This window comes from Mycobacteroides chelonae CCUG 47445, from assembly GCF_001632805.1.
GTDB lineage: Bacteria > Actinomycetota > Actinomycetes > Mycobacteriales > Mycobacteriaceae > Mycobacterium > Mycobacterium chelonae.
Map to the genome: position 1 here is coordinate 4,256,655 of NZ_CP007220.1, position 23,149 is coordinate 4,279,803.

The following is a 23,149-nucleotide window of genomic DNA, read 5'->3' on the forward strand; positions in this document are numbered from 1 at the left end:
ACGACGGGCCCCCCGGCCCGTGCCGGATCAGAAGTTGATCATGTGCCCGGCAAGTCCATGGAACGCCTCCTGCAGCGCCTCGGACAGCGTCGGGTGGGTGTGCACGTTACGAGTCAGCTCGTTGACGGTCAGATCCCATTTCTGCGCGAGCGTCAGCTCGGGCAGAAGCTCGGAAACGTCAGGACCGATCAGGTGCCCGCCGATCAATTCGCCGTACTTGGCATCGGCGATCAGCTTCACGAATCCGGTCGGATCGGCGAGGCCATGCGCCTTGCCATTCGCGGTGAAGGGGAACTTCGCGACCTTGACATCGTATCCCTCGGCGCGGGCCTGCTCCTCGGTGAGCCCGAAGCTGGCAACCTGGGGCTGGCAGAAGGTCGCCCGCGGCATCATCCGGTAGTCGCCCAGCTCCAATGTTTCTGCACCGGCGATTGTTTCGGCGGCGACAACAGCCTGCGCCTCGGCGACGTGAGCCAGCTGCAGCTTGGAGGTGACGTCACCGATCGCGTAGATGTGCGGCACGTTGGTGCGCATCCGCTCGTCAATGGCGATCGCGCCGCGGTCGGTCAGCGCGACACCCGTCGTGTCCAGGCCAAAGCCCTCGACGTTCGGCGCAAATCCGATGGCTTGCAACACCTTGTCGGCGACGAGCTCGCTCTCCTGCCCGTCCTTGCTGACCTTGACCGTGACCTGCGAGCCATTGTCGGTGATCGACTCGACCTTGGTGCCCGTCAGGATCTTCACGCCCAGCTTCTTGTACTGCTTCTCGATCTCCTTGGACACCTCGGCGTCCTCGTTGGGCAGCGCGCGCGGCAGGAATTCGACGATGGTGACGTCCACGCCGTAGTTCTTGAGGACGTATGCGAACTCCATACCGATGGCCCCGGCGCCCGCGATGATGATCGATCCGGGCAGCTCGCGGGTCATGATCTGCTTCTCGTAGGTGACCACGTTCTCCGAGAGCGAGGTCCCGGGCACGAGCCGCACACTGCTACCGGTGGCGATGATCACATTGGAGAAGGTCAGCGTCTCGGTGGCACCGTCAGCCTTCTTGACCGCCAAGGTGTTGGCGTCGGTGAAGGTACCCACGCCTTCATATTCGGTGATCTTGTTCTTCTTCATCAGGAAGTGCACACCGGCCACACGCCCCTCGGCGACCTTACGGCTGCGGTCGAACGCGGCACCGAAATCGAACGTGGCCTCACCGCTGATGCCGAATGTCTTGGCTTCCTTGGTGAAAATGTGGGCCAGCTCCGCATTACGCAGCAGCGCCTTGGACGGGATACACCCGACATTGAGGCAGACTCCGCCCCAATACTTCTCCTCAACGATGGCTGTGGTCAGGCCCAACTGGGCTGCGCGAATAGCCGCGACATAGCCACCGGGACCGGCTCCGAGAACGACGACGTCATAGTGTGCAGTCACGAACTCCACCCTAGTAGGACGATGTCAGGCGGGGAGCGTCAAGCCCGGTCTCGATACTGAATGCCCCAACTGCGCAGCGGTTCCGGACACAGTGACTGAACTCCGGGCACTGAAGGTGCGGTGCACGCCACATAGCCGTACTTCACACCGGCAGCCGCCACCGAGATCGCGGGCGCCGTCAACACGGCAAAAGCGAGGGCGACCACTATGGGGAGCGGTTCGACCATGGCCAACAGCAGCGCGACCACCACGCAGACAAACACCCAGATCAGCACGTAGGTGACCGCGACCGTCCGGTCGTTCGGCAACAGCGTCTCGAACCAGTGCTGGTACAGCAGCAGTCCGACCGCGCCGGCGGGAATCCACACCGCCAGCAACAGCAACAGCAATACCCAGCGCTTCAGGAAGGCGGGTTCCCGCTCGGCGGGCACCCGTACCGGCTTCGCCGGTTCGTCGGCGGGCACCGGAACCGCGCCGGTGTAGGGATCGGGCGTCATCGATTCGGCCGACGTGACCGGCATCGCGCCGGTGCGGTCGCCAGCGACGTCGAATGCTGCGGTCAGCGGCAACGCATCGGTGTCGATGCGGCCGGTGGTCACCAGGTCTTCGTCATCCTTGAACGCCGAGAACGCGGTGAAGGTCGCGGTATCCAATCCGTCTCTGGTCCTACCGCCATCGATCGGCACGGCCAGCGGATCGGCCAGGTCGCCCTCGACGATGCTCGGCTTCTCCGTGTCGTCCACAAACTCGGCTTCAGCGCTCGTCTTTTCGACGGTGTTTTCTGCATTTTTGTCAGACACTGTGAATCACCTGTATCGCCGCAAGAATCCCGAACCACCCGGGAGAAATCGCCAGCACGAATGCCGCCGCGGCCGTCATCCATTTACGCGTGGATGCGATCAAGATGAAGAAACCGATCAGGCTCGGTACCGCGACAACAACGCCGATGAAGAGGTCGGGCCGCACTGGTTCGTGCGCGATGAACACGCTAGACATCCCAGCGACAAGTCCAACTGCTATCCCCAGCAGCATCGCGCTGGCTACAACCTGCGCGCGTGGCAGTGGTATCACGAGAAAACTCCTGCTCGGTGTTCTGTCCGCCCCCGGGCCACCTTCGACCATACTGCGATCACTGGCACACTGGCTCAAATGACGTCGGCGCGCCGCTCCCTGGACCCACATCTCTGGCTCGAAGACATCGGCGGCGACGAGCCGCTGAACTGGGTACGCGAACACAACGCGATAACAACCGGCGAGTTTTCCGGTGCACGTTTTGACGAAATGCGGGCCGAGGCGCTGGCCATTCTCAATACCGACGCACAAATCCCGTATGTGCGTCGGCGAGGCGAATTCCTCTATAACTTCCGACGCGATGCCAACAACGCTCGTGGCCTTTGGCGGCGAACCACTTTGGATCAATACCGTCTCGATGAACCCGAATGGGACGTCATCATCGATCTCGACGCCCTGGCGGTCAGCGAGGATGAGAACTGGGTCTGGGCGGGTGCCACGGCACTACGCCCCGAGTTCAACCGGGCGCTGGTGAGTTTGTCGCGCGGCGGATCCGATGCCGTGGTGGTACGCGAATTCGATCTGCAAACACGACAGTTCGTGACGGACGGTTTCGTGTTGCCCGAGGCCAAGACTCAGATCGGTTGGATCGACGCCGACACCGTGTTCGTAGGCACCGATTTCGGGCCCGACAGTCTCACGGATTCGGGATATCCCCGTCTGGTCAAGCGCTGGAAGCGCGGACAGTCCCTCGATGACGCGGAACTGGTTTTCAGCGGCGAATCCTCGGACGTGATGGTAGGCGCGAGCTTTGACGACACCCCCGGCTTCGAACGCACCCTGATCAGCCGGGCCACCGACTTCTTCAATTCCGAAGTACACGAGCTGAGTGTCGACGGCGAGCTGCTGCATATCGACGTCCCCACCGATGCCTCGGTGTCGGTGCACCGCGAATGGCTCCTGATCGAACTCAAGTCGCCGTGGCAGTTGGACGGCGCCGAACATTCCGCCGGGACCCTGCTGGCCGCTCGGTATGCCGACTTCCTCGCCGGGGACCGCACCGTCACCCCGGTATTCATTCCCGATGAGCATGCGAGCCTGCACCACTACGCGTGGACCCGGGAACGGCTTACCGTCGTGATCCTGCGCGACGTGGTTAGCGAGATCATGGTGTTCACCCCGGGCAGCTGGGACTCCGAACCACTAAGCGGTGTGCCGTCCAACGCCACCACCCAGATCGTCGCGATCGACGACCTCGGCGATGAGATATTCCTTGACACATCGGGTTTCACCCAGCCGTCCACACTGCTACACGGCACAGCAGGCACCGCGGGGGCCTCGGTATCCCCCATCAAATCGGCACCGCCCTTCTTCGACGGCAGCTCCTTTGACGTGGCCCAGCACTTCGCACGGTCCGACGACGGGACCGCAATTCCTTACTTCGTCGTGCGCCCCAGCGGATCCACCGGAGCGGGACCCACCCTGCTCGGCGGATACGGCGGTTTCGAGGTCTCCAGGACTCCCGGCTATGACGGCGTGCTGGGCAAGCTGTGGCTGTCTCGCGGCGGCACCTACGTGCTGGCCAACATTCGCGGAGGCGGAGAGTACGGCCCGGTATGGCACACCCAGGCAATGCGAGAAGGACGTCATCTGGCGTATGAAGACTTCGCCTGTGTCGCAAGGGATTTGGTGGCGCGGGGCATCACCACCGCGGCGCAGTTGGGTGCACAGGGAGGCAGCAACGGCGGCCTCTTGATGGGTGTGATGCTCACCGCATACCCGGAGTTGTTCGGCGCGCTGGTGTGCCAGGTGCCACTGCTGGACATGCGGCGTTACCACCTACTACTGGCCGGCGCCTCCTGGGTGGCCGAGTACGGCGATCCGGACAATCCCGATGATTGGGAGTTTATCTCCAAATACTCTCCATACCAGAATATTTCGCCTGAGAAGCACTATCCGCCCGTTCTGGTGACCACCTCGACCCGCGACGACCGCGTCCACCCGGGGCATGCACGCAAGATGACCGCCGCCCTCCACGAGGCCGGGCAACCGGTCTGGTATTACGAGAACATCGAGGGTGGCCACGGCGGTGCGGCCAATAACGACCAGTCGGCCTTCAAGACGGCGTTGGCCATCGAGTTCCTCTGGCGCCAGCTCGCACCCTGACCCGAAATCTCAGGGCGATCCCCGATGTGGCCGCGGTGGGCGGAGCAGACAATGGCTGCATGAGCGAATCCAACACCGTTCCACCATGGGTCAACAAGATGGTCAGGGGCCTGCTCCGCAGTCCGCTGCACCCCGTGCTCAGCGGCAACATCGCGTTGTTCACCTTCACCGGACGCAAGAGCGGCAAGGAATACAACGTGGCCGCCACTTACATTCGCGACGGCGATGTGCTGACGGTCTTCACCGACAGGGCGTGGGCCAAGAACCTGCGCGACGGGCGTCCCGTCACCGCATTGGTGCGCGGCAAGCGGCTCGATGGCACTGCCGAGTTGTCCACCGGCCCCCAGATCGCCGGACCACTGGCCGACCTGCTGCAGAGAGTGCCGCGCGATGCCAAGTACCACAACGTGCGACGCAACGCGGACGGCAGCCTCAACCAGTCCGATATCGACCGGGCCGCCGCCACCGAAAGCATGGTGACCGTGCGCCTGTCATGACCCACGTCACTTAACGATGGCGACAGTCTCGCAAATCACGCCACCCGGCCACACGAGCATCAGCGAATCACACATCGATACGTATGCAGTTTGCTCGATAGGTTTTCCGCCTCGTCGGCCGCCACCCGAACCGATCACAAAACTGCAGCTCACAGGTGCTAACTACTGCAAGCACTATGCGATTCGATTCTTAATTTCCCAGTTCAGAGGCAGTGGAAAATTGAGGGATAGAACCGTGCCATCGGGTGCCGTTACCGAAATCGAGACCGATCCGTGACCGTCGCGGGTTGTTGCCGTTAGGTGTGCTCGGCTAGCTTGGTAGCTAGCTGATTTATTGGCCTTGGCAAAGTTGCCTGGCGGGCCATAGTTATTGACCGACACGACGTGGGCGCATTGCAGCGCTTCCTGATGGTCGGTAGTTGGAGCCAGATTGCCGTGAGGTGCACGATGAGAAACGACTTGTTCATCGGCTTGAGTGAGAACGGGTGGGACCGTGCTCCGTGGGATACCGAGCCAGAGTTTTCGCCCACCGAGCTAGACATCCTGCTGGATCGTCGGCTGTCCGTCAGTGACGCCGCCGAACGTGTCGGCTGCGTGGAGCATGACGTGCAGCGCATCCGCGACGCACACGCTGCCTGACGTTCACGTCAGCGCCGCAACAGACCGCCCACTAGCCCCGACACCACACCCACCACGATTACCAGGCCACCGGCTGCCATCGTGAGGCTCAGCCAGTGGTGGGCATTGCCGACCGCCTGGGTGACCAGGCTGTCGGCAACATCGCGAAGGTTGTCGTTGACCCGGTTCAATGGCCGATCCAGGTAGCGCCGGCCGATCTCCAGTCCCGCCCACCCGGCCGCGCCCACGAGTAGTGCCGAAATTCCAAGTCCGACAAGGCCCTTGGCGCGGCTACGGACCGCCAGCTGAGTCAGGCCCGCGAGAACAAGGGTCAAACCGAAAGATATCCACACGGCGAGCTGACCGAAGCGCGCCACCGGCACCAAACGACCCGGCGTCAGACCTGCCAGGTTGTCGTCGGTGACCGAGACCTTCAGTGTCTCCGGCGCCTTGATGGAAAGCCCCTGCGGAACCAGGCTCTTGATCATGGGCGCCACATCAATCTGCCAGCTGCCCTGCGAATCCCGTTGCGCCGAGTTCGAGTTCGTGAACAACCACTGGTGCGCCATCCGATTCACCGAAGCGAAGTCCGCAGCGAACTGCGGGCCACCGGTGTACGCGGCAGTCAACTCCGCGACCTGGGTCTCGTTGACGCGCGAGCCCTGCTTCTTTCCCAGCGACACGATCTGGGTGGTGAGTTCCCCGGCAATCGCCCGCTGCACCCTCGGGTCGTCAGCCGCCGGCGCGGTCAACGCCACATAGCCGTTCTCGTCGACAATCCGGGACTGTGTCCAGGCCGCCGTCACCGTCAGAGCCAGCGCGGCAGTGGTCAGCAGCCACAGCAGGACCGCGAACAGGAATCGCATCGAGCCCAGGTTAGTCCGGCCGTCCGAAACGAGGCGACTTCGGGATCTGGAACCGGCGGCCGGCGGCGGAAATCTAGTCCGTGAGCGCGCGCCCCAGGATCAGTGGATCGGCCTGACCAACAACGTCGACATCCTTGTCGTCGTAGTCGAACTTGCCCAGAACGTGCCGCATCGCGCTGACTCGGGCCCGCTTCTTGTCGTTGCTCTTCACCACGATCCACGGCGCGTGATCGGTGTCGGTGAGCGAGAACATCTCTTCCTTGGCCCTGGTGTAGGCATCCCACTTGTCCAGGGAGGCCAGATCCATGGGCGAGAGTTTCCACTGGCGCACCGGATCAACCTGCCGGATGGCAAAGCGGGTGCGCTGCTCGGCGGAGGACACCGAGAACCACAGTTTGGTCAGGCTGATGCCGTCGTTGACCAACATCTGCTCGAAAAGCGGTGCCTGGTGGATGAATTCGGAATGCTGCTCGTCGGAACAAAATCCCATGACGCGCTCGACACCGGCACGGTTGTACCAGGAGCGGTCGAAGAACACCATCTCGCCGGCAGCCGGCAGATGCGGAACATACCGCTGGAAGTACCACTGGGTGCGTTCCCGTTCGGTCGGCTTCTCCAGCGCGACCACGCGAGCACCACGCGGGTTGAGGTGCTCCATGAACCGCTTGATGGTGCCGCCCTTCCCGGCCGCATCGCGCCCCTCGAAGAGGATGACGTGCCGGGCGCCGGTGCGCTTGCTCCAGTTCTGCAGCTTGAGCAGCTCGATCTGCAGCAGCCGCTTCTCCAGCTCGTACTGATGGCGGCTCATCCGCTCGTCGTACGGGTAGTTCTCTCGCCAGGTGTCCACCGCGACGCCGTCGGGCGCGATGAGTACCGGATCGTCATCGTCTTCGTCGTCGACGGTGTAGCCCTGCGCAGCGGCGGTAATGGTCTCGGTCACCAGCGGAAACTAACCCCGGCAACCGTCGCCAGGGTGGCCGACGAGTGAACGTGAGGTGTCAGCGACGGAAGGGGCGCAGCGCCTTGTTCGAGAGCTTGGTCAGGCTCTTGAGCGCCACCGGGGCCAGCCAGCTCGGTCCGCTGTACCACAGCGGCTCACTGGGCAGCGTCACCCGGGTGTCGACGATGGCCTCCGTACGGCAGTACTTGAGCAGACCGCTGGCGCCACCGAAGCGCGAGCCCATCCCCGAACCCTTCCATCCACCGTGCGGCGCGGTGAGACAGGACAGGTTCATGATCACGTCGTTGATGTTGACGGTGCCGCAATCAAGTTGCAGCGCAATGCGTTCGGCGCGCCTTCGGTCCTTGGTCCAGACGCTGGCAGACAGCCCGTACTCGCTGTCGTTCGCCAGCGCGATGGCTGTGGATTCCTCGGAGAACCGCATGATCGGCAGCGTGGGACCAAAGGTCTCCTCCCGCATGCAGTCCATGGAGTGGTCCACGTCGACCAGCACGGTCGGAGCGTAGAAGGTACCGCCGCCCGGGACCCGCGCGCCGCCGGTGAGTGCCCGAGCACCCGATGCAACCGCTTGGCGCACATGCTGATCCACGACCTCGAGCTGATTCTCGTCGATCATGGCGCCGACGCTGTGATCCATCCCGGCGCCGATCTCCAGGCCGCGCACCTCATCGACCACCAGGTCCACAAACTGCTCATAGATCGAGTCATGGACGTACACCCGCTCGACGGATACGCAGGTCTGACCGGCGTTGAACATGCTGCCCCACACCGCTGCGTGTGCGGCACGTTTGACGTCGGCATCCGAGAGCACCAGCATCGGGTCCTTGCCGCCGAGTTCCAGGCTGACCGGGGTGAGGCGGCGTGCGGCGCGCTCCATGATCTTCTTGCCGGTGGCCGTCGATCCGGTGAACTGGATGAAGTCGACGTTGTCGATCAGTGCCTCGCCGACCTCGCGGGCGCCGTGGACGATCTCGAACACGGGCGGCGCTCCGATTGCCTCCCAGCCGCGTGCGATGAGTTCATCGGACAGCGGCGTGCGTTCGGAAGGCTTGAGCAGCACCGAACAGCCCGCCAACAAGGCCGGGATCACATCCCAGTATCCAAGTGCCACAGGATAATTCCATGGCGAGATGACCCCTACGACCTTACGGGGCCGCTGATGCAGGGTGATCTTCTTGGTGTTCATGGCGATGGACGAGGCTGGCCTCGTCTCGGGTGCTAAGAATTCCGCCGCACGAGGCGCGTAGTACGCGATGATCGCGAGAATCGACGGAATCTCGATGCCCGCGTCGATTTTTGACTTACCGGTCTCCGCGATCAACTGGGCCTCGATACGCGGCGTGTTGTCGGTCAGCCACTGCGCGAAGCGGGCCAGTACCTTGCCGCGCCCCTCAGGCCCGAGTCGCTCCCACGACGGCTGCGCCTTCGCCAGTTGTGCGGTGATCACGGGGATATCCGCCGGATCGGTCCAGTTCACCTGCCCGACGACCTGCCCGTTCGCGGGATTGCGCACGTCGCGGGCGGCGCTGTGGGCGGTGGCGAGGTTTTCAGACGTCGTTGTCATTAGAGGAGTCTGGCACGCGGGGACCCACGTCGCCATCCCCACTAGTTGGTTGGAATCATCCCGCGCAGGTAGGCGGCTTGACCCAGATGCTGGGCACAGTCGTCGACGATGCTGACCAACCGGACACTCGCGGTGACCGGCGGATCCCAGTGCTGATCGACGACACGCGCAAGTTCGGTATCGGTCAGGGTGTCGACATACCGCAGTGTCATTTCGTGCACGTCCCGGTAGTAGCCACTGAGCAGGTCGACCGTCGCGATCACCTTGGCCACATCCTCGGGCGTGTGCCCGTATCCGTTGGAGTCGGCGGGCAGGTCGAGGCCGAATCTCGGCTCCCAGCCGCGGGCCGTCCACACCGGCTCGGCACCCGTGATGGCACAGATCTGCACGTCCTGACAGCGCGCCGAATGCCAAATGAGCCAGGCGATGCTGTTCGCGTCAGGCGTGGGCCGATAGGTCACCGCCGTATCCGCAAGACCACCGGTCACCTCGCCGACGTGTTCGATGATCCGGGTAAAGCTGTCACGCAACAGTTCCCGCGCAGACGCGGCTGCCTCGAAGTCCGTCACGGTTTGACGGTACGCCCGGACTTGGGCGCCGTCTTGGTCGCAGGCGCGCTCATCGTCAGCGCACCTGCCGCACAGCCACAGACCAGCACCGCGAAGATGGGCAGCAGCAAGGCGGTGTTGAGGGACAACGCATCGGCAAGCCAACCGATAAGGGCCGGCCCACCCAGCACCGCGACATAGCCGGTCCCGACCACCCACGACAGCACCCGGCCCTCGTGTTGTTCGTCGATGTTGCCCGCCACGGTGAATACCTGCGGGACGCCACCGGCAAGCCCGAGGCCCACGGCCGCCCAGCCCGCCATGGTGAGAGGCAGCGCCGGAGACGCGATGACGGTCAGCAGACCGACCGCGGCCAGCGCACAGCCCCAGCGCAGGACCAGTACCCGGCCAACTCGTTCGACGAGCTTGTCGACGGTGAACCGGCCCACCGTCATCGCCGCCATGAACACGCCGAAGGTGAACGCACCCCATGAATGGGAGGCGCCCAGGTGCTCCTGTGCGTGCAGACTGCTCCAGTCCGTCGCCGACCCTTCCGAGAGCATCAGCAGCATGGCCAATACGCCGAGGAGAAAGACCTGGCCCCGGCGGCAGGTGACCGCGGGCGGCAGCGTGTACGGCACGGTGTCCGGCGCTTCGGCCTCGCCGGCGCGCAGCTTGTCCTTCAACAGCACACTGGCCGACGATCCCAGCACCGCCAGGCACAGCACGGTGACACCGAGGACGGTGACGAACACCGGTACGTGCACGGCAAACGCGACGGTTCCGATGCCGGCACCCACCACATTGCCGACGGAGAACACCCCGTGGAATGAGGCCATGATCGGCCGCCCATAGAAACGCTCCACGTCGACCGCGGCAGCGTTCATCGCGACATCGGTGACGCCGACGGCGACGCCACACAGGAAGGCGCCAGCTCCGGCGATCCACGCATTCGTGGCCGATAGCGGGATATTGACGCCGAGAGCCATCGCGGCGCCACCGGCAACGGCAATGGGCCCGCTGCCGAATCGGTCGACGAGCACACCGCTGATCAGCATGCCCACCAGCGCGCCGCCACCCAGGACCAGCACCACCAGGCCCAGCGCCGTCGAGGACATCCCCGTGGCCTGCTTCATGGTCGGCAGGTGCACAGCCCAGGTGGCCACCACGAGCCCGAACGATGCGAATACACCGATAACGGCAATCCGCATACGCAGCGGTTTCGTCAAGAAATAGTCCTCACCTCGGCGTTGAGCCGGCGATCACGCCCCCACCGCGACCTCGGCGAGCAGCACTCACCGGTACCTGTTGACCACACTACTGATCATGACCACGGCGGGCCGCAACAGCGCCACATCGCCTCCGTCTAATATATCTCTTGAAATTCATATGATGCTGTGGTGATATGAACTCATGGACGCCTTCATGGTGATCGCCGACCCGACTCGGCGCAGGATCATCGACACCCTGCGCCAAGGAGCGGCCGATGTCTCCACGCTGATCGAACGACTCGACGTTTCACAGTCGCTGGTGTCCAAGCACCTCGGTGTCCTGCGTGAGGCCGGCACGGTTCGAGTGGAGGTCGCCGGGAAACGCCGCGTCTACCACCTGGCCGACGATCCCCTGCCCGCCGTACTGGCCTGGGTAACGCCCTATCACCGCAAGTGGGCCAACGCGTTCGATCGCCTCACCCATCTCATCGACAGCGAGGTCGGCGGTCATGACAACACGAAGGACGACAACCGTGACTAATCCCCTGGATGCCACCCTCACGCCATGCGACGACCACGATGGCAGGTGGGTCCTGACCATGTCCAGAGAGTTGAACCACTCACCGGAGAAGGTGTGGCAGTGGCTCGTCGACCCCGACAAGTTACGTCAGTGGTCACCCGCGGTACCCGATCGCCCACTGGACTCGGTGGGAGCGGCACGGGTCCAGGAGACCTCCGCAGATCCGGTACTCGACGGTGAGGTACTCACCGCGAACCCGCCACACGAACTGATCCACCGCTGGGGCCCGGACGACACCCTGCGCTGGCGAATCGAGCCCACAGAGAAGGGATGTCGACTGACCCTCGAGCACTCGATGTCCGATCGGGGTAACGCGTCGGGAAATGCCGGCGGTTGGCATATCTGCTTGGACACTCTCACCCTCGCCGTCGACGGGACACCACGCGGCCGCGTGGTTGGCCTCGATGCCATGACTCACAACTGGCAAAACCTCAATGACGGGTACGCGACGATACTCGGCTGAGCGTTCACAGAATTTGCTGAATCTCCTCCACCACAGCACGGGCAAGCCAGCTAATTTGAATACGATCCCGCGTCCAAATTAAACGTTGACCAGGCACTACAAGTGCAGTGGGGAATATGCTCGACTCGGCCGGTCCACCCCCTTCCAGGTATGGCGTAAAAGCTTTGCCCTATTTACTCTCATGCCACCGCATTCGGCAATGGCGCCGAAAGCACAGGAGGGGTCCTGATGGCTGCGCAGCATTCGGTTTTGGGGAAACGTCGCTCGCTCAAGCGCTCGGTGGCCACCGCCGCCGCGGTGGCGGCGACATGCACCGTGCTGACACCGGTCGCCATAGAGTCGCGAACCATCGCCTCGACGCTCGCGTCCTATGTCATCGGAGTCGGCGGCCGCGGCGACGGCGCGGGTGCGAACATTCCCGCCAAGCTCGGCGGCCTCGACGGCTTCTACGACTCCTCTTCCGACACGTACGTCCCCGTTTCCTATCCGGGGACGATGTGGCCCGTCGATGGCCTGCGGGACAAGACCTTTCGACAGTCTGTGACTGCGGGGCACACGGTACTGGCCCAGGAGATCGCGACCCATCCGGGGCAGAAGGTCATCATCGGCTACTCGCTCGGCGCGGTAGTCGTCAACGAGTCACGCAAAGACCTCGAAGAGCAGTACGGCCCCAACGGAAACCCGGATATCCAATTCGTCTTGATCTCCAACGCCTACAAGCCCAATGGGGGCGTTCTGGCTCGCTTCCCCGGTATCTGGATTCCGTTCATGGATATCTACTCGACCCAGCCCGCGAAGCCGGACATCTTCACCACCACGGACATCACCAACGAATACGACACGATCGGCGACTTCCCGGCGTACTTCAACCCGCTGGCCATCGCCAACGCCCTTGTGGCATTTCCGTACACACATCCCGACCAGTTCTATGACGGCACCGATCTGGACAAGTACGACAACGCGAACGCCGTTGCCGACCAGACCCAGCTCGACGGCAACACAACCACGTACCACTACGAAGACGGCACGACCAAGACGGTGGTCACCAACGTGAACGGCTCCACATCCACCTACTACGTCGTGCACACCGAACATCTCCCGCTGCTGCAACCGCTGCGCGATCTCACCAACCCGATAGGCGCTTCCTTCGTGCTCGATGCCATCGAGCCCACCCTGCGGGTGTTCATCGACATGGCCTACGACCGCGAGACCGGCCCGGGCACCATAAAACCGTTCAGCCTCTTCACCCCAACGAAAAACATCGTCGATGCACTCAAGAAGCTGCCTGGGGCCATCGAGGAAGGCACCGAGAACTTCCAGAACGGACTGCCCGGGGCGGCGGCGCCCAAGCCACCCGCACCGGTCGACAAACCCGCCAGTGCCCCTGCTCCCCAGGCCGATTCCACAAGGGCCACGCCGCCCGTGGCCCAGCCGCCCGCACCCGAAACACCCAAGGAACCAGTCCTCACCCTGACCACTTCCGGGCCGACCGCTCCCTCCGCGCCGGCCAAGCTCCCCGACCCCACCGCAATAGCGGTCAGCGCAAGCACAGTGCCTACCGTGCAGACCGAGACAAAAGCGGAAACCAAACCCGAGGCCACGCCCGGTGAGAAGCCGGACCAGGGTAAGCCCGCCGTCACTTCCGTCAAGGACATCGACATGTCGAAAGACACAACGAAGCCAACCCTGCGCCTTCCACGGCTTCCCGCGTCACGACCCGGAACGACACCAAAGAATCCGAAACTTCCGTCGATCAGAGAAAGCCTCAAGTCGATACCGGGCCTGGGCGCCAGCAAGGCACCCAGCGTCACCGGCACCGGTGGTGCCCCCAGCAAGGAAACCGGAGGTACCGGAAACAGGGCCGCCGAACCCGGTGCCCACACCGGCCCAAGTGACCACGTGAACTCGGGCGATCACGCCAAATCCGGGGACAGCCATTCCGGGAGCAACGCGGCCTGACCCGACCGCCGCACCACGAAATCAGCCAGATCAAAACCTCCGCGTTCTCGCCCGGAACGAAGTCAACGTGCCAGGACTGGGCGGCGCATGCCGGAGCATTGGGGCCCAAAAGTGCGGGATCACCCTGCATCGACGGCACGTCAGCAGCAACCCCTCAGGGTGGTGTGCGGATTCCTCATGTGGGCGCCTGGCACTGCGTCGCCTAGACTGGGTGAATGCCAGCCAAGACCGAACCGGCCACGGACGACGACTTCGAGCCGCTGGCCGATGAAACCGCCCACCAGGCGCAGCGCGTCGTCGCCGCCTACGCCAACGATGCCGACGAGTGCCGCATGCTCCTCGCGATGCTCGGCATCGGGCCAACCAAGGTCGACGCGTAGTCCGTAACTCATGACACCTCGATCGGATGAGCGATCGCCGGTAGAGGCTGTCACCGGCACCTCCGACTTTGTCGTCGTCGCCAATCGGCTCCCCATTGACCTGGTGAAGCTGCCTGACGGCTCCACCACATGGAAGCGCAGCCCGGGTGGGCTGGTTACCGCGATGGAGCCGCTGCTGCGTAAGCGTCGCGGCGCCTGGGTGGGCTGGCCGGGTGTCCCAGACACCGACGTCGAGCCGGTCTCCGAGGACGGAATGGTCCTCTACTCTGTGCGCCTCTCCACCGAGGAGGTCGCCGAGTACTACGAGGGCTTCTCCAACGCCACCCTGTGGCCGCTCTATCACGATGTGATCGTCAAGCCTGAGTACCACCGAGAATGGTGGCAGGCGTACGTCGATGTGAACCGCAAGTTCGCGGAGGCGACGGCGGCAGTCGCCGCGGAGGGCGCCACCATCTGGGTGCAGGACTATCAGCTGCAGCTGGTGCCCAAAATGCTCCGCATGCTGCGCCCCGACCTAACTATCGGCTTCTTCCTGCACATACCGTTCCCGCCCGTCGAGCTGTTCATGCAGATGCCCTGGCGCACCGAGATCGTCGATGGCCTGCTGGGCGCCGATCTCATCGGGTTCCACTTGGCGGGCGGCGCCCAGAACTTCATGTACTTGGCGCGAAGATTGGTGGGCGCCAGCACGTCTCGAGCATCGATCGGCGTGCGCTCGCGGTTCGGTGAAATTCGGGTGGGCTTCCGCACCGTGAAGGTGGGCGCCTTCCCCATCTCAATCGACTCGGCGGAGCTCGATAGCGTGTCTCGTAGCAAGCAGATTCGCCAGCGCGCCAAGGAGATTCGCGCCGAGCTCGGCGGTCCGCGCAAAATACTGCTGGGCGTCGACAGACTCGACTACACCAAGGGCATCGACATCCGGCTACGCGCCTATGAAGAACTACTCGCCGAAGGTAGAGCCAGCAGCCGCGATACGGTGTTCGTCCAGCTCGCCACCCCCAGCCGCGAACGCGTCGAGAGCTACAAGAAGATGCGCGGCGATGTGGAGCAGCAGGTCGGTCACATCAACGGCGAGTTCGGCGAGGTCGGCCATCCGGTGGTGCATTACTTGCATCGGCCGGTACCGCGCGAAGATCTCATCGCCTTCTTCGTCGCCGCGGATGTCATGTTGGTGACTCCCCTGCGCGACGGCATGAACCTGGTGGCAAAGGAGTACGTGGCCTGCCGCAGCGATTTGGGCGGTTCGCTCGTACTTTCCGAATTCACCGGTGCCGCAGCGGAACTACGCCAGTCTTATCTGGTCAATCCGCACGATATCGACGGCGTGAAGGACGGAATCGAGTCGGCGCTCAACCAGACCCCTGAGGAAGGGCGCCGCCGTATGCGGGCGCTGCGCCGCCAGGTACTGGCGCATGACGTGGATCGATGGGCGCGCGCATTCCTGGAGGCGCTGGCCACACCGGCCACCGGCGATTCGATCGCGCCGGAACAGCCGGCCGTGCTGGGCGGCGAGCCCCTTTAAAGCGGCGTGATGTAGGAGATCAACCACTTGTCTCCTGCGCGCGTGTAATCCACCTGAATCGACGACGAGTCGTACACCGGAGTGCGCGACTGGTCCGTGATGGTGCGATTCATGTACACCACCACCTGCGCCGAGTCCCTATGCGCGGCAATGATTCCGGTGCCCACGATACTGGTCTGGCTGACGATCTTGCGCTGCTTGGCCTGCGGGATGATCTCGCGGTTGGCCTTGTCTTCGAACTCACGCCGGTACTCGGGAGTCAGCCCCGCGTACTGTTCGTCGAGGCTGCGCTCGACGGTCTGATAGTCGTATCCGAAGATGCTTCCCACCTGCTTGCCGGCCTGCTTGATCAGCGTCTGTCCCGCAGCCCGACTGGCGATGGTGTCGACCCGGTGCCAGTACATGCCGCCGGCGATGGCAGACAACCCGATCACGGCCAGCACCACCACCGCGACGAAAGTTCTTGTCAACCAGCGCATCAGCTCTGTCCGTCCGGCCATCGCAGGTCATATGCGGTCATGTTGCCCTGCTGATCCTCGGCGACGATCATCCGCATGCGATACGACTTGGAGGGCTCGTTGACCCCCGAGTCGGCGTTGGTGAGGGTTACACGCGCGGAGATGAGTATCGAGGCCTTCTTACTCACCTCGTCGACGCTCTCCAGGCTCGCCTTCTTGATCACCACCTCCGAACTGGTGCCGGTTTGGTGGTACAGCGCTTTGAGATTGGCGGTGTTGTCGGGGTTGAAGGTGCCCCGCAGCGGTCCGCTGGTGCTGTTGACGAACTGGTCGACGTTCTTGTCGATGCTGTCCGGGCTGTAGGTCATCATGTTCGTCACCGTCTGCACGGCAGTGTCGACGAAATGCTGGTCGCGCGCGGCCCGCACGTCATCGCGGTGCTGGGCACGACCCATGAGCGCCAGTGCCACTCCCAATGCGCCAATCAGCACCACTGCCAGCACCGATGCCACCCACGCCACAGCGCGCGCGTTTCCCTGTCGACGGGAATCGGAAACGGACGGTTCGGGTTTCGACCGGATCTCGGTGCGGCCCAAGGACACACTGATGGGCTCGGCACTTGTCTCACTCGTGGGGCCCGCCGGCCGGGCTGCCCGCCGCCGCGTTGTCTGCGACGTGGCTTTCGACTCGTCTTGGGTCATGCCGGCTTCGGCCCCAGCATCAAATCCGCCCACGTCTCCGCCTCACTACCGCGATCGAGCGCGGGCGCGTACACACTCGGCTGATTGTTGGCATCGAGGAACACACCATTCTTCGGATCATAGGCACGTGCCGCCATCGGCTCCGATTTCGCTGCTACCGGCATCACGTCACCACCGGCCGGCGGGGCCTCTGGAGCCGGTGGAGGTGGCGGCGGCAGCGTCGGAGTACCCGGATCAGGCTCGGCACCCGGCGGTATGTTCGGAAATTTGTTGGGCGGCAGGATGTTCCGCGGATCTTCCACCGGGGTTCCGTAGGGTGCGGGCGGGCCACGCCACGGGTTACTGCCAACCGGCACATATCCGCGTGGGTCGCGGCACAGCTGAATGGTCGGTGCCCGCTTTCCGGGGAACTCCTGGCATGGGTAGTTGCGCGCGCCGCGTACCGCGCTGGGATCGTTCTGGGCGGTCTTGCAGTACATGTCCCTGGGCAGCTCACGCAGGGTCTCATCGGCCGGCGTACGCATCAGCGGTGCCGGGACGAAACCGGTCAGGCATGGCGGCGGGTCACCCAGGTTCAGCCGGAAGTCCAGCTTCGCGCCCTCGTCCATCGGGGCACCACCGGCGACGGTCAACAGCGCAGAGAACAACGCGGGCAGGATCACCAACGACTGCTCGATGGACTTGTTGTAGATGACGCCAACACGCCCCAGATTGGCCAGGCTCGCCGCGAGCACGGGGAACGACGGGCGAATACCCGCGAACAGCTCGGAGGCTTCCTCGGCGGCACCCGGTGCCACCTTGAGGAACTGCCGCAGCTGCGGGTCGGCCTTGGCGAAATGTTCGGTCAATGCCGCCAGGCTGGAGACAGATCCGCGGATGTTGTCACCGCTACGAATCTGGGCATCCAGCAGTGGCCCCACCTGATCGATCAGCTTGGTGGTGCTGCCGTAGTCGGCGTTGGCCTCCTGGATCAGCAGACGCGACGAGTCGATCAGCCGGGAAAGTTCCTGACCGGATCCGTTGAAGGCCTTGAACGCCTCGGACAGCACCTCCCGGAGCCGGGTGTCCGCGACGGTGTTGACCAGCCCGTCTGCCTGGCGCAGCAGGGTGGACACATCGGTGGGGATGGCGGTGCGATCGATACCGATCACGTCGCCCTGCCGGAGGCTTCCGGCAGCACCCGTGGGGGGCGGCACTAGATCTACGTACTGCTCGCCGATGGCGGAGACGCTCTTGACCACGGCCCGCACATTGCCGGGCACCTTGACGTCGTTGTTGAGCCGCATGCTGGCGGTGACGCCCTCGGGAGTCAGCGCGACATCGGTGACCCGCCCGATCTGCACGCCACGGTAGGTGACGTTCGCGTTCTGATACAGGCCGCCCGAAGCAACGAACTGCGCCTTCACATCATGTTTTCCGATGCCGAGCGCGGTCGGCACCCTCAGGTAGAAGATCGCCATCAGCGCAACACTGATCACTGTGACGGCCGCGAAAATCATCAGCTGAATCTTGATCAGCCGTTCCATCAGCGACCACCTCCCTGTGGGGCGGCCGGGGCTGCGGGCGCAGGCAAATCGAACGGGCTGGTCTCCTTGCCGTTCAGGTTCGCCATGGATCCGATGAGCCATTCCGGTGGATTCACCACATCGTTGAAATGCTGCATGTTCGGGTCGAAGAACGATGTGGTGAAAAGCGTTTCACCCAGACGCCGCGCCGTCAGGTCGAACGTCACGAAGACATTCAGGTAGTCGCCGCGCACCGCGTTCCGCAGGTACTTGGTGCTGAACGGGAACGTGGGCAGTAGGTCCAGGCTGTCGATCAACACATCGCGGTTCTCGGCCAGTGCCCGCACCACCGGGTACAACCCCTTGAGGTCGGCGACGAGGTCTTCCTTGGTGGTTCGGAGCACCCGGTCGGTGATCTTCGCGAGGTTGCCCACCGAGCGGAACGCCTCGATGATGTTGGCACGATTCTCGTTGAGCACCTTCAGCGCGGGTTCGATTGAATCGATCGCACGCCCAAGGCTTTCCTTGTGTTCGGCTAGAACTCGGGAAAACTTGTCGATGCCCTGCATGGCCGAGATGATGTCGTCCCGCTGAGCGTTCAGCGAGGAGATCAGCGTGGCGAGTTTGGGCAGCACCTGGGTCAGGTTGCCGGTACGTCCCTTGAACAGGTTGTAGGTCTCGTCGGTGATGTCTTGTATCGCACCGAGATTGCCCTTGTTGACCACGACAGAAAGTGCGGAGAGCACCTCTTCGGTGCTGGGGTATTTGCCGGTACGGCTCAGCGGAATCGTGGCGCCACCGGTCAGCCTGCCCACTGCCGGCTCTCCGGTGGGGGCGGCCAGCTCGATGTGCTGCGAGCCCAGCAGGCTGGTCTGCGCGACCTTGGCGACCGCGTTGGCCGGCAGTTGCACCTCGGGCCCCAGGGACACCTTGACTCCGGCATACCAAGAGCCGTCGGGCTTTTGGTATGCATCGATGCCCGACACGCTGCCCACCGTCACGTCATCCACCATGACCGGGGAGTTCTGCGGCAGCGTGGTGACATCGGGCAGCTCAACGGTGATGGTGTAGGACCGCGATCCGTGTCCCGCGGTCCCGGGCAGGTTCAGCGAGTTGAGCCCGTTGAACTGGCACCCGCTCGCCACCACGGCGACACCGACACCGATCGCCACGCCGCGCAGGGTGCGATGAGAGCCTCGCGCGAAGAGCGTTGAACTCAGACGGCTCATCGCGGCCCTCCAGGAACAGCAGGTGGTGCCGGCTCATCCGCAGCCGCGGGGAATCCCGGCGGCACCGGCCCCGGCTCGGCGGGACGCAGCTCCGTGCCCGGAGGTGGCGGCGCATTGACTTCCTCGGGCCCGAGCATCAACGCACTGAGGTCCTGTGGTGACGGCTTCGGTGGCGGCGGTGCGCCGTTGGGCCGAACCCACACCAGATCCTCGCGGGGCGCCTCGGACTTCGCCTCCGTCTCGGGGGTGTCGTAGATGATCTGCCCCTTGTACGCCGAGATCTGGTTGATCGGGTGCAGCAGGATCGGGGCGTAGTTGAATGTCGCGCGGCGCAACACGGGACCCATCCGTTCACGGCAGATCTCGGCTCGCTTCAAATACTCGGTCTTGGTGCCGGTCTCGAAAACACCACCACAAATGAACTGCACCGGGTTGGCCAGGTTCGGAATCGAGAGCATGCCGTTCAACGTGCCCGCCGCGGGGTTGTAGATGTTGTAGAAGTTGGCCAGACCGTTCGGCGCAACGTGCAGGATCTGCTCGACGTCATCGCTCTGGTCCGAGAAGATCTTCACGAAATCGCTCAGCTTGTTCACCGAGTCGACGAGCGCAGAGTTGGTGTCTCCCAAGAAACCTCGCACATCGGTGAGGGCCTGGTTGAGTGCGCCCAAGGTGGCACCGAGGTTCTCGGTGCTGGCAGCCAGCACCTTCGACACCGATGCCAGATGGGTGCTGAACTGCACTATCTGTTCGTTGGAGTTCGCCAACGCATCCACCAGCACCTGCAGGTTCTTGATGGTGCCGAACAGGTCCGTGCGGGAATCACCGAGCCGTCCGGCCGCCTGCGAAAGTTCGCGCACCGCATTGCGGAACGAGTCGCCGTTGCCGTCGAAGGTGCTCGCCGCCTGGTTGATGAAATCACTGACCGGCCCCTTGGATTCACCCTGCGGCCCCAGGCTGTCACTGAGCTTGGCCAGCTCGGTCTTGACCTCGTCCCATTCGATCGGGACGGCGGTCTTGTCCAGCCCCAACGACGCGCCGTCGGCGAGAGCCTGCCCCTCCGTATACGCCGGGGTCAGCTGAACAAACCTGGCGGTCACCAGGTTTGGCGCCATGATGATCGCCTGTGCACCTTCGGGCACCTTGAACTTGTCCGGGAGTTCCATGGTGACCTTCACGTCACCCTCGCGCGGCTCGACGGCGGTGATACGCCCTGCCTTCACACCGAGGATGCGAACGTCATCACCCGGGTACAGCCCCACGGCTGAGGCGAAATGGCCGATGATCTTGTGGGTTCCGCGGCTGGGCCACACCCAGTACAGCAGGCCGCCCACGAGGGCCACCGCGAGCATCGCGAAGACGCCCTTCTGGATCCAGGGTCTGAGACGGTTCTCCGGTGTTGTCATGGCGATTTCGGCCTCATGACTTGGCGTTCGCCGATCAGACCATTCAGGTAGTCCGAGAGACTGGCAGGCAGCTTGCCGGGCTGGAAGTAGGTGTCGAACATGACGGCCGTCAGCGTGGCGGGCGGGAAGCCATAGACGTTGACGTGGAAGCCGGGCCCGGAGGAGACGACCTCGCCGAGCGCCGTGCCGTATCCCGGCAGACGCTTGAGCGCCTCACTGATATGCGCCTTGCGGTCCAGCAGATCATCGAGCACGAGGTTCAGCTTCTCCATGGTGGGCCGGAATTCCTGGCGATTGTCGGCCACGAATCCACTGATCTGCTGGGACAGTCCCTGCACACGATTGATCAGCTCGGCGATCGCCAAACGCCGTTCGTCGAGCGCCGCGAACAGTTGATTGCCATCGGTGACAAGCTTGTTCACCTGCCCGGCACGCTCGGAAAGAATCCCGCTGACAGACTTGGCACGGCTCAACAGCTGTTCGAGGGCGGCGTCGCGGGCGTTGAGCGTGCGCGAGAGCGAAGCGACACCGTCCAGGGCACCGCGCAGCTGCGGGGTGGCATCACGCATCGCGTCGGTAATGACCTGTAACGACTGGTCGAGCTGCGCCTTGTCTATTCCGCCCGCCGATGCGCCCAAGTCACTCAGCGCACTGTTCAGTGTGTATGGAGTTCTGGTGCGGCCCAACGGAATCTCGGTGATACGACCTGCCCCAGCCGGCGTCACCGACAGCGACTTCTCACCCAACACAGTGGTGGTTCTGATCGCCGCCAGCGACTGGTCGCCCAGGCGGATGGAACGATCGACAGTGAAGTCCACGCGAACTTGGTTGCCCGCCAGGGATACATCCTTGACCTGGCCCACCTTGATACCCGAGACGAAGACATTGCCGCCAGGCTCCAGGCCCCCAGAGTCCGCGAAGAATCCGGTGTACTGCTTGCCCTGCGGCCAAAACGGCAGACCCGTGTAGCCGAACGCGACGAGTACCAGCATCGCCACCACAGCGATACCGAAGATTCCGGTGCGTACCGGATCTTTCTCTTGGATGTCACTCATTTTTGAAGGAACACCTGCCCTTCGACGGGTCGGGCGGTCCACCGAACGGGATCAGCCAGTCGGTTCCGACGGGTCCGTTGACCTTGATCCGGATGGAGCAGTAGTAGATGTTGAAAAACGATCCGTAGGCACCAAGAGCGTTGAGCCGTAGATAGTTTTCGGCGAGGTTCTCCACAACGACGTTGATATCGGCCTTACGCTCGTCCATCCGCGTAGCCAGCTGGCGAGTCTGTTCGATGGTGCCCTTGATGTACGGGCGGGTGTCCTTGAGCACCGATTCCAGCGACGAGGCCGTCGACGCAAGCGGCGGTAGCGCTCCGGCGACCACGTCACGCTGTTGCGCCAGGCCGGAGACGAGCTGCTGCAGCTGATCGACACTCGATGAGAACTGGCTGCTCTTCGAGTCGATGGTGCCAAGCACTTCGTTGAGGTGATTGATCACATCGCCGATCAGCTGATCGCGTTCTGCCAAGCCCGAAGTGAACGAAGACGTATCGCCCAACAATTGGGAGAGCGTCCCGCCCTGTCCCTGCAGGATCTGGATGAACGCGTTGCTGATCTCGTTGACCTTCGCGGCGTCGAATCCCTTGAGCACGGGCCGAAGTCCACCGAGCAGCGCATCCAGATCAAGAGCGGGCTGAGTGTGCTCTTTGTCCAACGTTCCGCCGTCGGGCAGCTTGCGTAATTCTCCGGGGCCCGACGTGATCTCCAGGTACCGGTCTCCGACCAGATTCTCGTATCTGATGATCGCCCGACTGGAGCTGTAGAGCTGATATTTCGAGTCGACGTCAAAAGTGACCTCGACATTGTTGTCCTTCGTGAGAGATACGTCCTTGACGCGGCCGACCGGTACACCGGCGATGCGTACCTTCTGCCCGGACCGCAGGTCCGACGCCGTCGTGAACGTCGCGTGATACCGCTTGCCGGAACCGAATCGGAACTCACCGAAGGTGATGATCAGCCCCGCCGCCACCAACAGCATCACCACGGTGAAGACGATAACTTTGAGTCGCGTCCCTGTGTTCAT

General features: G+C 63.5%; 23 protein-coding genes. 8 read left to right on the top strand and 15 right to left on the bottom strand.

What is annotated here, in order from left to right; all coding sequences use genetic code 11:
- Positions 1 to 27 precede the first annotated feature (27 nt).
- Genes lpdA through BB28_RS20845 form a run of 3 tightly spaced genes read right to left on the bottom strand, consistent with a single transcriptional unit; the run spans position 28 to position 2,496 of the window.
- On the bottom strand, positions 28 to 1,425 hold the full coding sequence (gene lpdA, locus BB28_RS20835) for a dihydrolipoyl dehydrogenase (RefSeq protein WP_046256037.1): 1,398 nt from the start codon (positions 1,423 to 1,425) through the stop codon (positions 28 to 30).
- Between the two features lie 38 nt (positions 1,426 to 1,463).
- Positions 1,464 to 2,225 carry a hypothetical protein gene (locus BB28_RS20840; RefSeq protein ID WP_046254880.1) on the bottom strand — a complete coding sequence of 254 codons (762 nt, stop codon included), beginning with the start codon at positions 2,223 to 2,225 and terminating at the stop codon, positions 1,464 to 1,466.
- Positions 2,218 to 2,496: a putative holin gene (locus BB28_RS20845; RefSeq protein ID WP_030096352.1), complete on the bottom strand. Its 279-nt coding sequence runs from the start codon at positions 2,494 to 2,496 to the stop codon at positions 2,218 to 2,220. The genes BB28_RS20840 and BB28_RS20845 overlap by 8 nt, the downstream gene beginning before the upstream one ends.
- A gap of 78 nt (positions 2,497 to 2,574) precedes the next feature.
- Between BB28_RS20845 and BB28_RS20850 the strand changes: the two genes are divergently transcribed.
- The 3 genes from BB28_RS20850 (at position 2,575) to BB28_RS20860 (ending at position 5,738) form a co-directional block, all read left to right on the top strand.
- Positions 2,575 to 4,602, top strand: coding sequence for a prolyl oligopeptidase family serine peptidase (locus BB28_RS20850; RefSeq protein WP_046254882.1), 2,028 nt, complete (start codon positions 2,575 to 2,577; stop codon positions 4,600 to 4,602).
- A gap of 59 nt (positions 4,603 to 4,661) precedes the next feature.
- Positions 4,662 to 5,099, top strand: a complete 438-nt coding sequence (locus BB28_RS20855) for a PNPOx family protein (RefSeq protein ID WP_081252301.1) — start codon at positions 4,662 to 4,664, stop codon at positions 5,097 to 5,099.
- 447 nt (positions 5,100 to 5,546) lie between these two features.
- Complete coding sequence (locus BB28_RS20860) at positions 5,547 to 5,738, top strand: hypothetical protein (RefSeq protein ID WP_046256038.1); 192 nt, start codon at positions 5,547 to 5,549, stop codon at positions 5,736 to 5,738.
- 8 nt (positions 5,739 to 5,746) lie between these two features.
- On the opposite strand, the gene BB28_RS20865 is transcribed toward BB28_RS20860, so the two are convergent.
- The 5 genes from BB28_RS20865 to BB28_RS20885 all read right to left on the bottom strand — a co-directional run bounded on the left by BB28_RS20865 (position 5,747) and on the right by BB28_RS20885 (position 10,867).
- Positions 5,747 to 6,583 (bottom strand): hypothetical protein, encoded by an 837-nt coding sequence (locus BB28_RS20865; protein WP_046254884.1) that lies wholly within the window; start codon positions 6,581 to 6,583, stop codon positions 5,747 to 5,749.
- A gap of 73 nt (positions 6,584 to 6,656) precedes the next feature.
- Positions 6,657 to 7,523, bottom strand: a complete 867-nt coding sequence (gene ppk2, locus BB28_RS20870) for a polyphosphate kinase 2 (protein ID WP_046254885.1) — start codon at positions 7,521 to 7,523, stop codon at positions 6,657 to 6,659.
- Between the two features lie 58 nt (positions 7,524 to 7,581).
- Positions 7,582 to 9,108, bottom strand: coding sequence for an aldehyde dehydrogenase family protein (locus BB28_RS20875; RefSeq protein ID WP_046254886.1), 1,527 nt, complete (start codon positions 9,106 to 9,108; stop codon positions 7,582 to 7,584).
- A gap of 41 nt (positions 9,109 to 9,149) precedes the next feature.
- On the bottom strand, positions 9,150 to 9,677 hold the full coding sequence (locus BB28_RS20880; RefSeq protein ID WP_046254887.1) for a mycothiol transferase: 528 nt from the start codon (positions 9,675 to 9,677) through the stop codon (positions 9,150 to 9,152).
- Positions 9,674 to 10,867: an MFS transporter gene (locus BB28_RS20885; protein WP_046254888.1), complete on the bottom strand. Its 1,194-nt coding sequence runs from the start codon at positions 10,865 to 10,867 to the stop codon at positions 9,674 to 9,676. Before BB28_RS20885 ends, BB28_RS20880 begins: the two co-directional genes overlap by 4 nt.
- A gap of 202 nt (positions 10,868 to 11,069) precedes the next feature.
- Between BB28_RS20885 and BB28_RS20890 the strand changes: the two genes are divergently transcribed.
- The 5 genes from BB28_RS20890 (at position 11,070) to BB28_RS20905 (ending at position 15,771) form a co-directional block, all read left to right on the top strand.
- On the top strand, positions 11,070 to 11,408 hold the full coding sequence (locus tag BB28_RS20890; RefSeq protein ID WP_046254889.1) for an ArsR/SmtB family transcription factor: 339 nt from the start codon (positions 11,070 to 11,072) through the stop codon (positions 11,406 to 11,408).
- Between the two features lie 58 nt (positions 11,409 to 11,466).
- Positions 11,467 to 11,910: an SRPBCC family protein gene (locus BB28_RS20895; RefSeq protein WP_046256039.1), complete on the top strand. Its 444-nt coding sequence runs from the start codon at positions 11,467 to 11,469 to the stop codon at positions 11,908 to 11,910.
- 228 nt (positions 11,911 to 12,138) lie between these two features.
- Positions 12,139 to 13,869: a PE-PPE domain-containing protein gene (locus BB28_RS20900; protein WP_052740308.1), complete on the top strand. Its 1,731-nt coding sequence runs from the start codon at positions 12,139 to 12,141 to the stop codon at positions 13,867 to 13,869.
- Between the two features lie 215 nt (positions 13,870 to 14,084).
- Complete coding sequence (locus BB28_RS25390) at positions 14,085 to 14,249, top strand: hypothetical protein (protein ID WP_046254890.1); 165 nt, start codon at positions 14,085 to 14,087, stop codon at positions 14,247 to 14,249.
- Positions 14,250 to 14,259: 10 nt separating this feature from the next.
- Complete coding sequence (locus BB28_RS20905) at positions 14,260 to 15,771, top strand: alpha,alpha-trehalose-phosphate synthase (UDP-forming) (protein ID WP_046254891.1); 1,512 nt, start codon at positions 14,260 to 14,262, stop codon at positions 15,769 to 15,771.
- Here BB28_RS20905 and BB28_RS20910 read toward each other — a convergent pair.
- From BB28_RS20910 to BB28_RS20940, 7 genes are read right to left on the bottom strand one after another with little or no spacing between them, the layout of a single operon-like run.
- Positions 15,768 to 16,271, bottom strand: a complete 504-nt coding sequence (locus tag BB28_RS20910) for a hypothetical protein (protein ID WP_046254892.1) — start codon at positions 16,269 to 16,271, stop codon at positions 15,768 to 15,770. The two genes, BB28_RS20905 and BB28_RS20910, sit on opposite strands and share 4 nt — an antisense overlap.
- Positions 16,250 to 16,930, bottom strand: a complete 681-nt coding sequence (locus BB28_RS20915; protein WP_046254893.1) for a hypothetical protein — start codon at positions 16,928 to 16,930, stop codon at positions 16,250 to 16,252. Before BB28_RS20915 ends, BB28_RS20910 begins: the two co-directional genes overlap by 22 nt.
- Positions 16,927 to 18,456: an MCE family protein gene (locus BB28_RS20920; protein WP_046254894.1), complete on the bottom strand. Its 1,530-nt coding sequence runs from the start codon at positions 18,454 to 18,456 to the stop codon at positions 16,927 to 16,929. Before BB28_RS20920 ends, BB28_RS20915 begins: the two co-directional genes overlap by 4 nt.
- A complete protein-coding gene (locus tag BB28_RS20925; protein ID WP_044105039.1) occupies positions 18,456 to 19,664 on the bottom strand; it encodes an MCE family protein in 1,209 nt (402 codons plus the stop codon). The genes BB28_RS20920 and BB28_RS20925 overlap by 1 nt, the downstream gene beginning before the upstream one ends.
- Positions 19,661 to 21,067: an MCE family protein gene (locus tag BB28_RS20930; protein WP_046254895.1), complete on the bottom strand. Its 1,407-nt coding sequence runs from the start codon at positions 21,065 to 21,067 to the stop codon at positions 19,661 to 19,663. The genes BB28_RS20925 and BB28_RS20930 overlap by 4 nt, the downstream gene beginning before the upstream one ends.
- Positions 21,064 to 22,122: an MCE family protein gene (locus tag BB28_RS20935; RefSeq protein ID WP_030096334.1), complete on the bottom strand. Its 1,059-nt coding sequence runs from the start codon at positions 22,120 to 22,122 to the stop codon at positions 21,064 to 21,066. The genes BB28_RS20930 and BB28_RS20935 overlap by 4 nt, the downstream gene beginning before the upstream one ends.
- Positions 22,115 to 23,149, bottom strand: coding sequence for an MCE family protein (locus BB28_RS20940; RefSeq protein ID WP_046254896.1), 1,035 nt, complete (start codon positions 23,147 to 23,149; stop codon positions 22,115 to 22,117). The genes BB28_RS20935 and BB28_RS20940 overlap by 8 nt, the downstream gene beginning before the upstream one ends.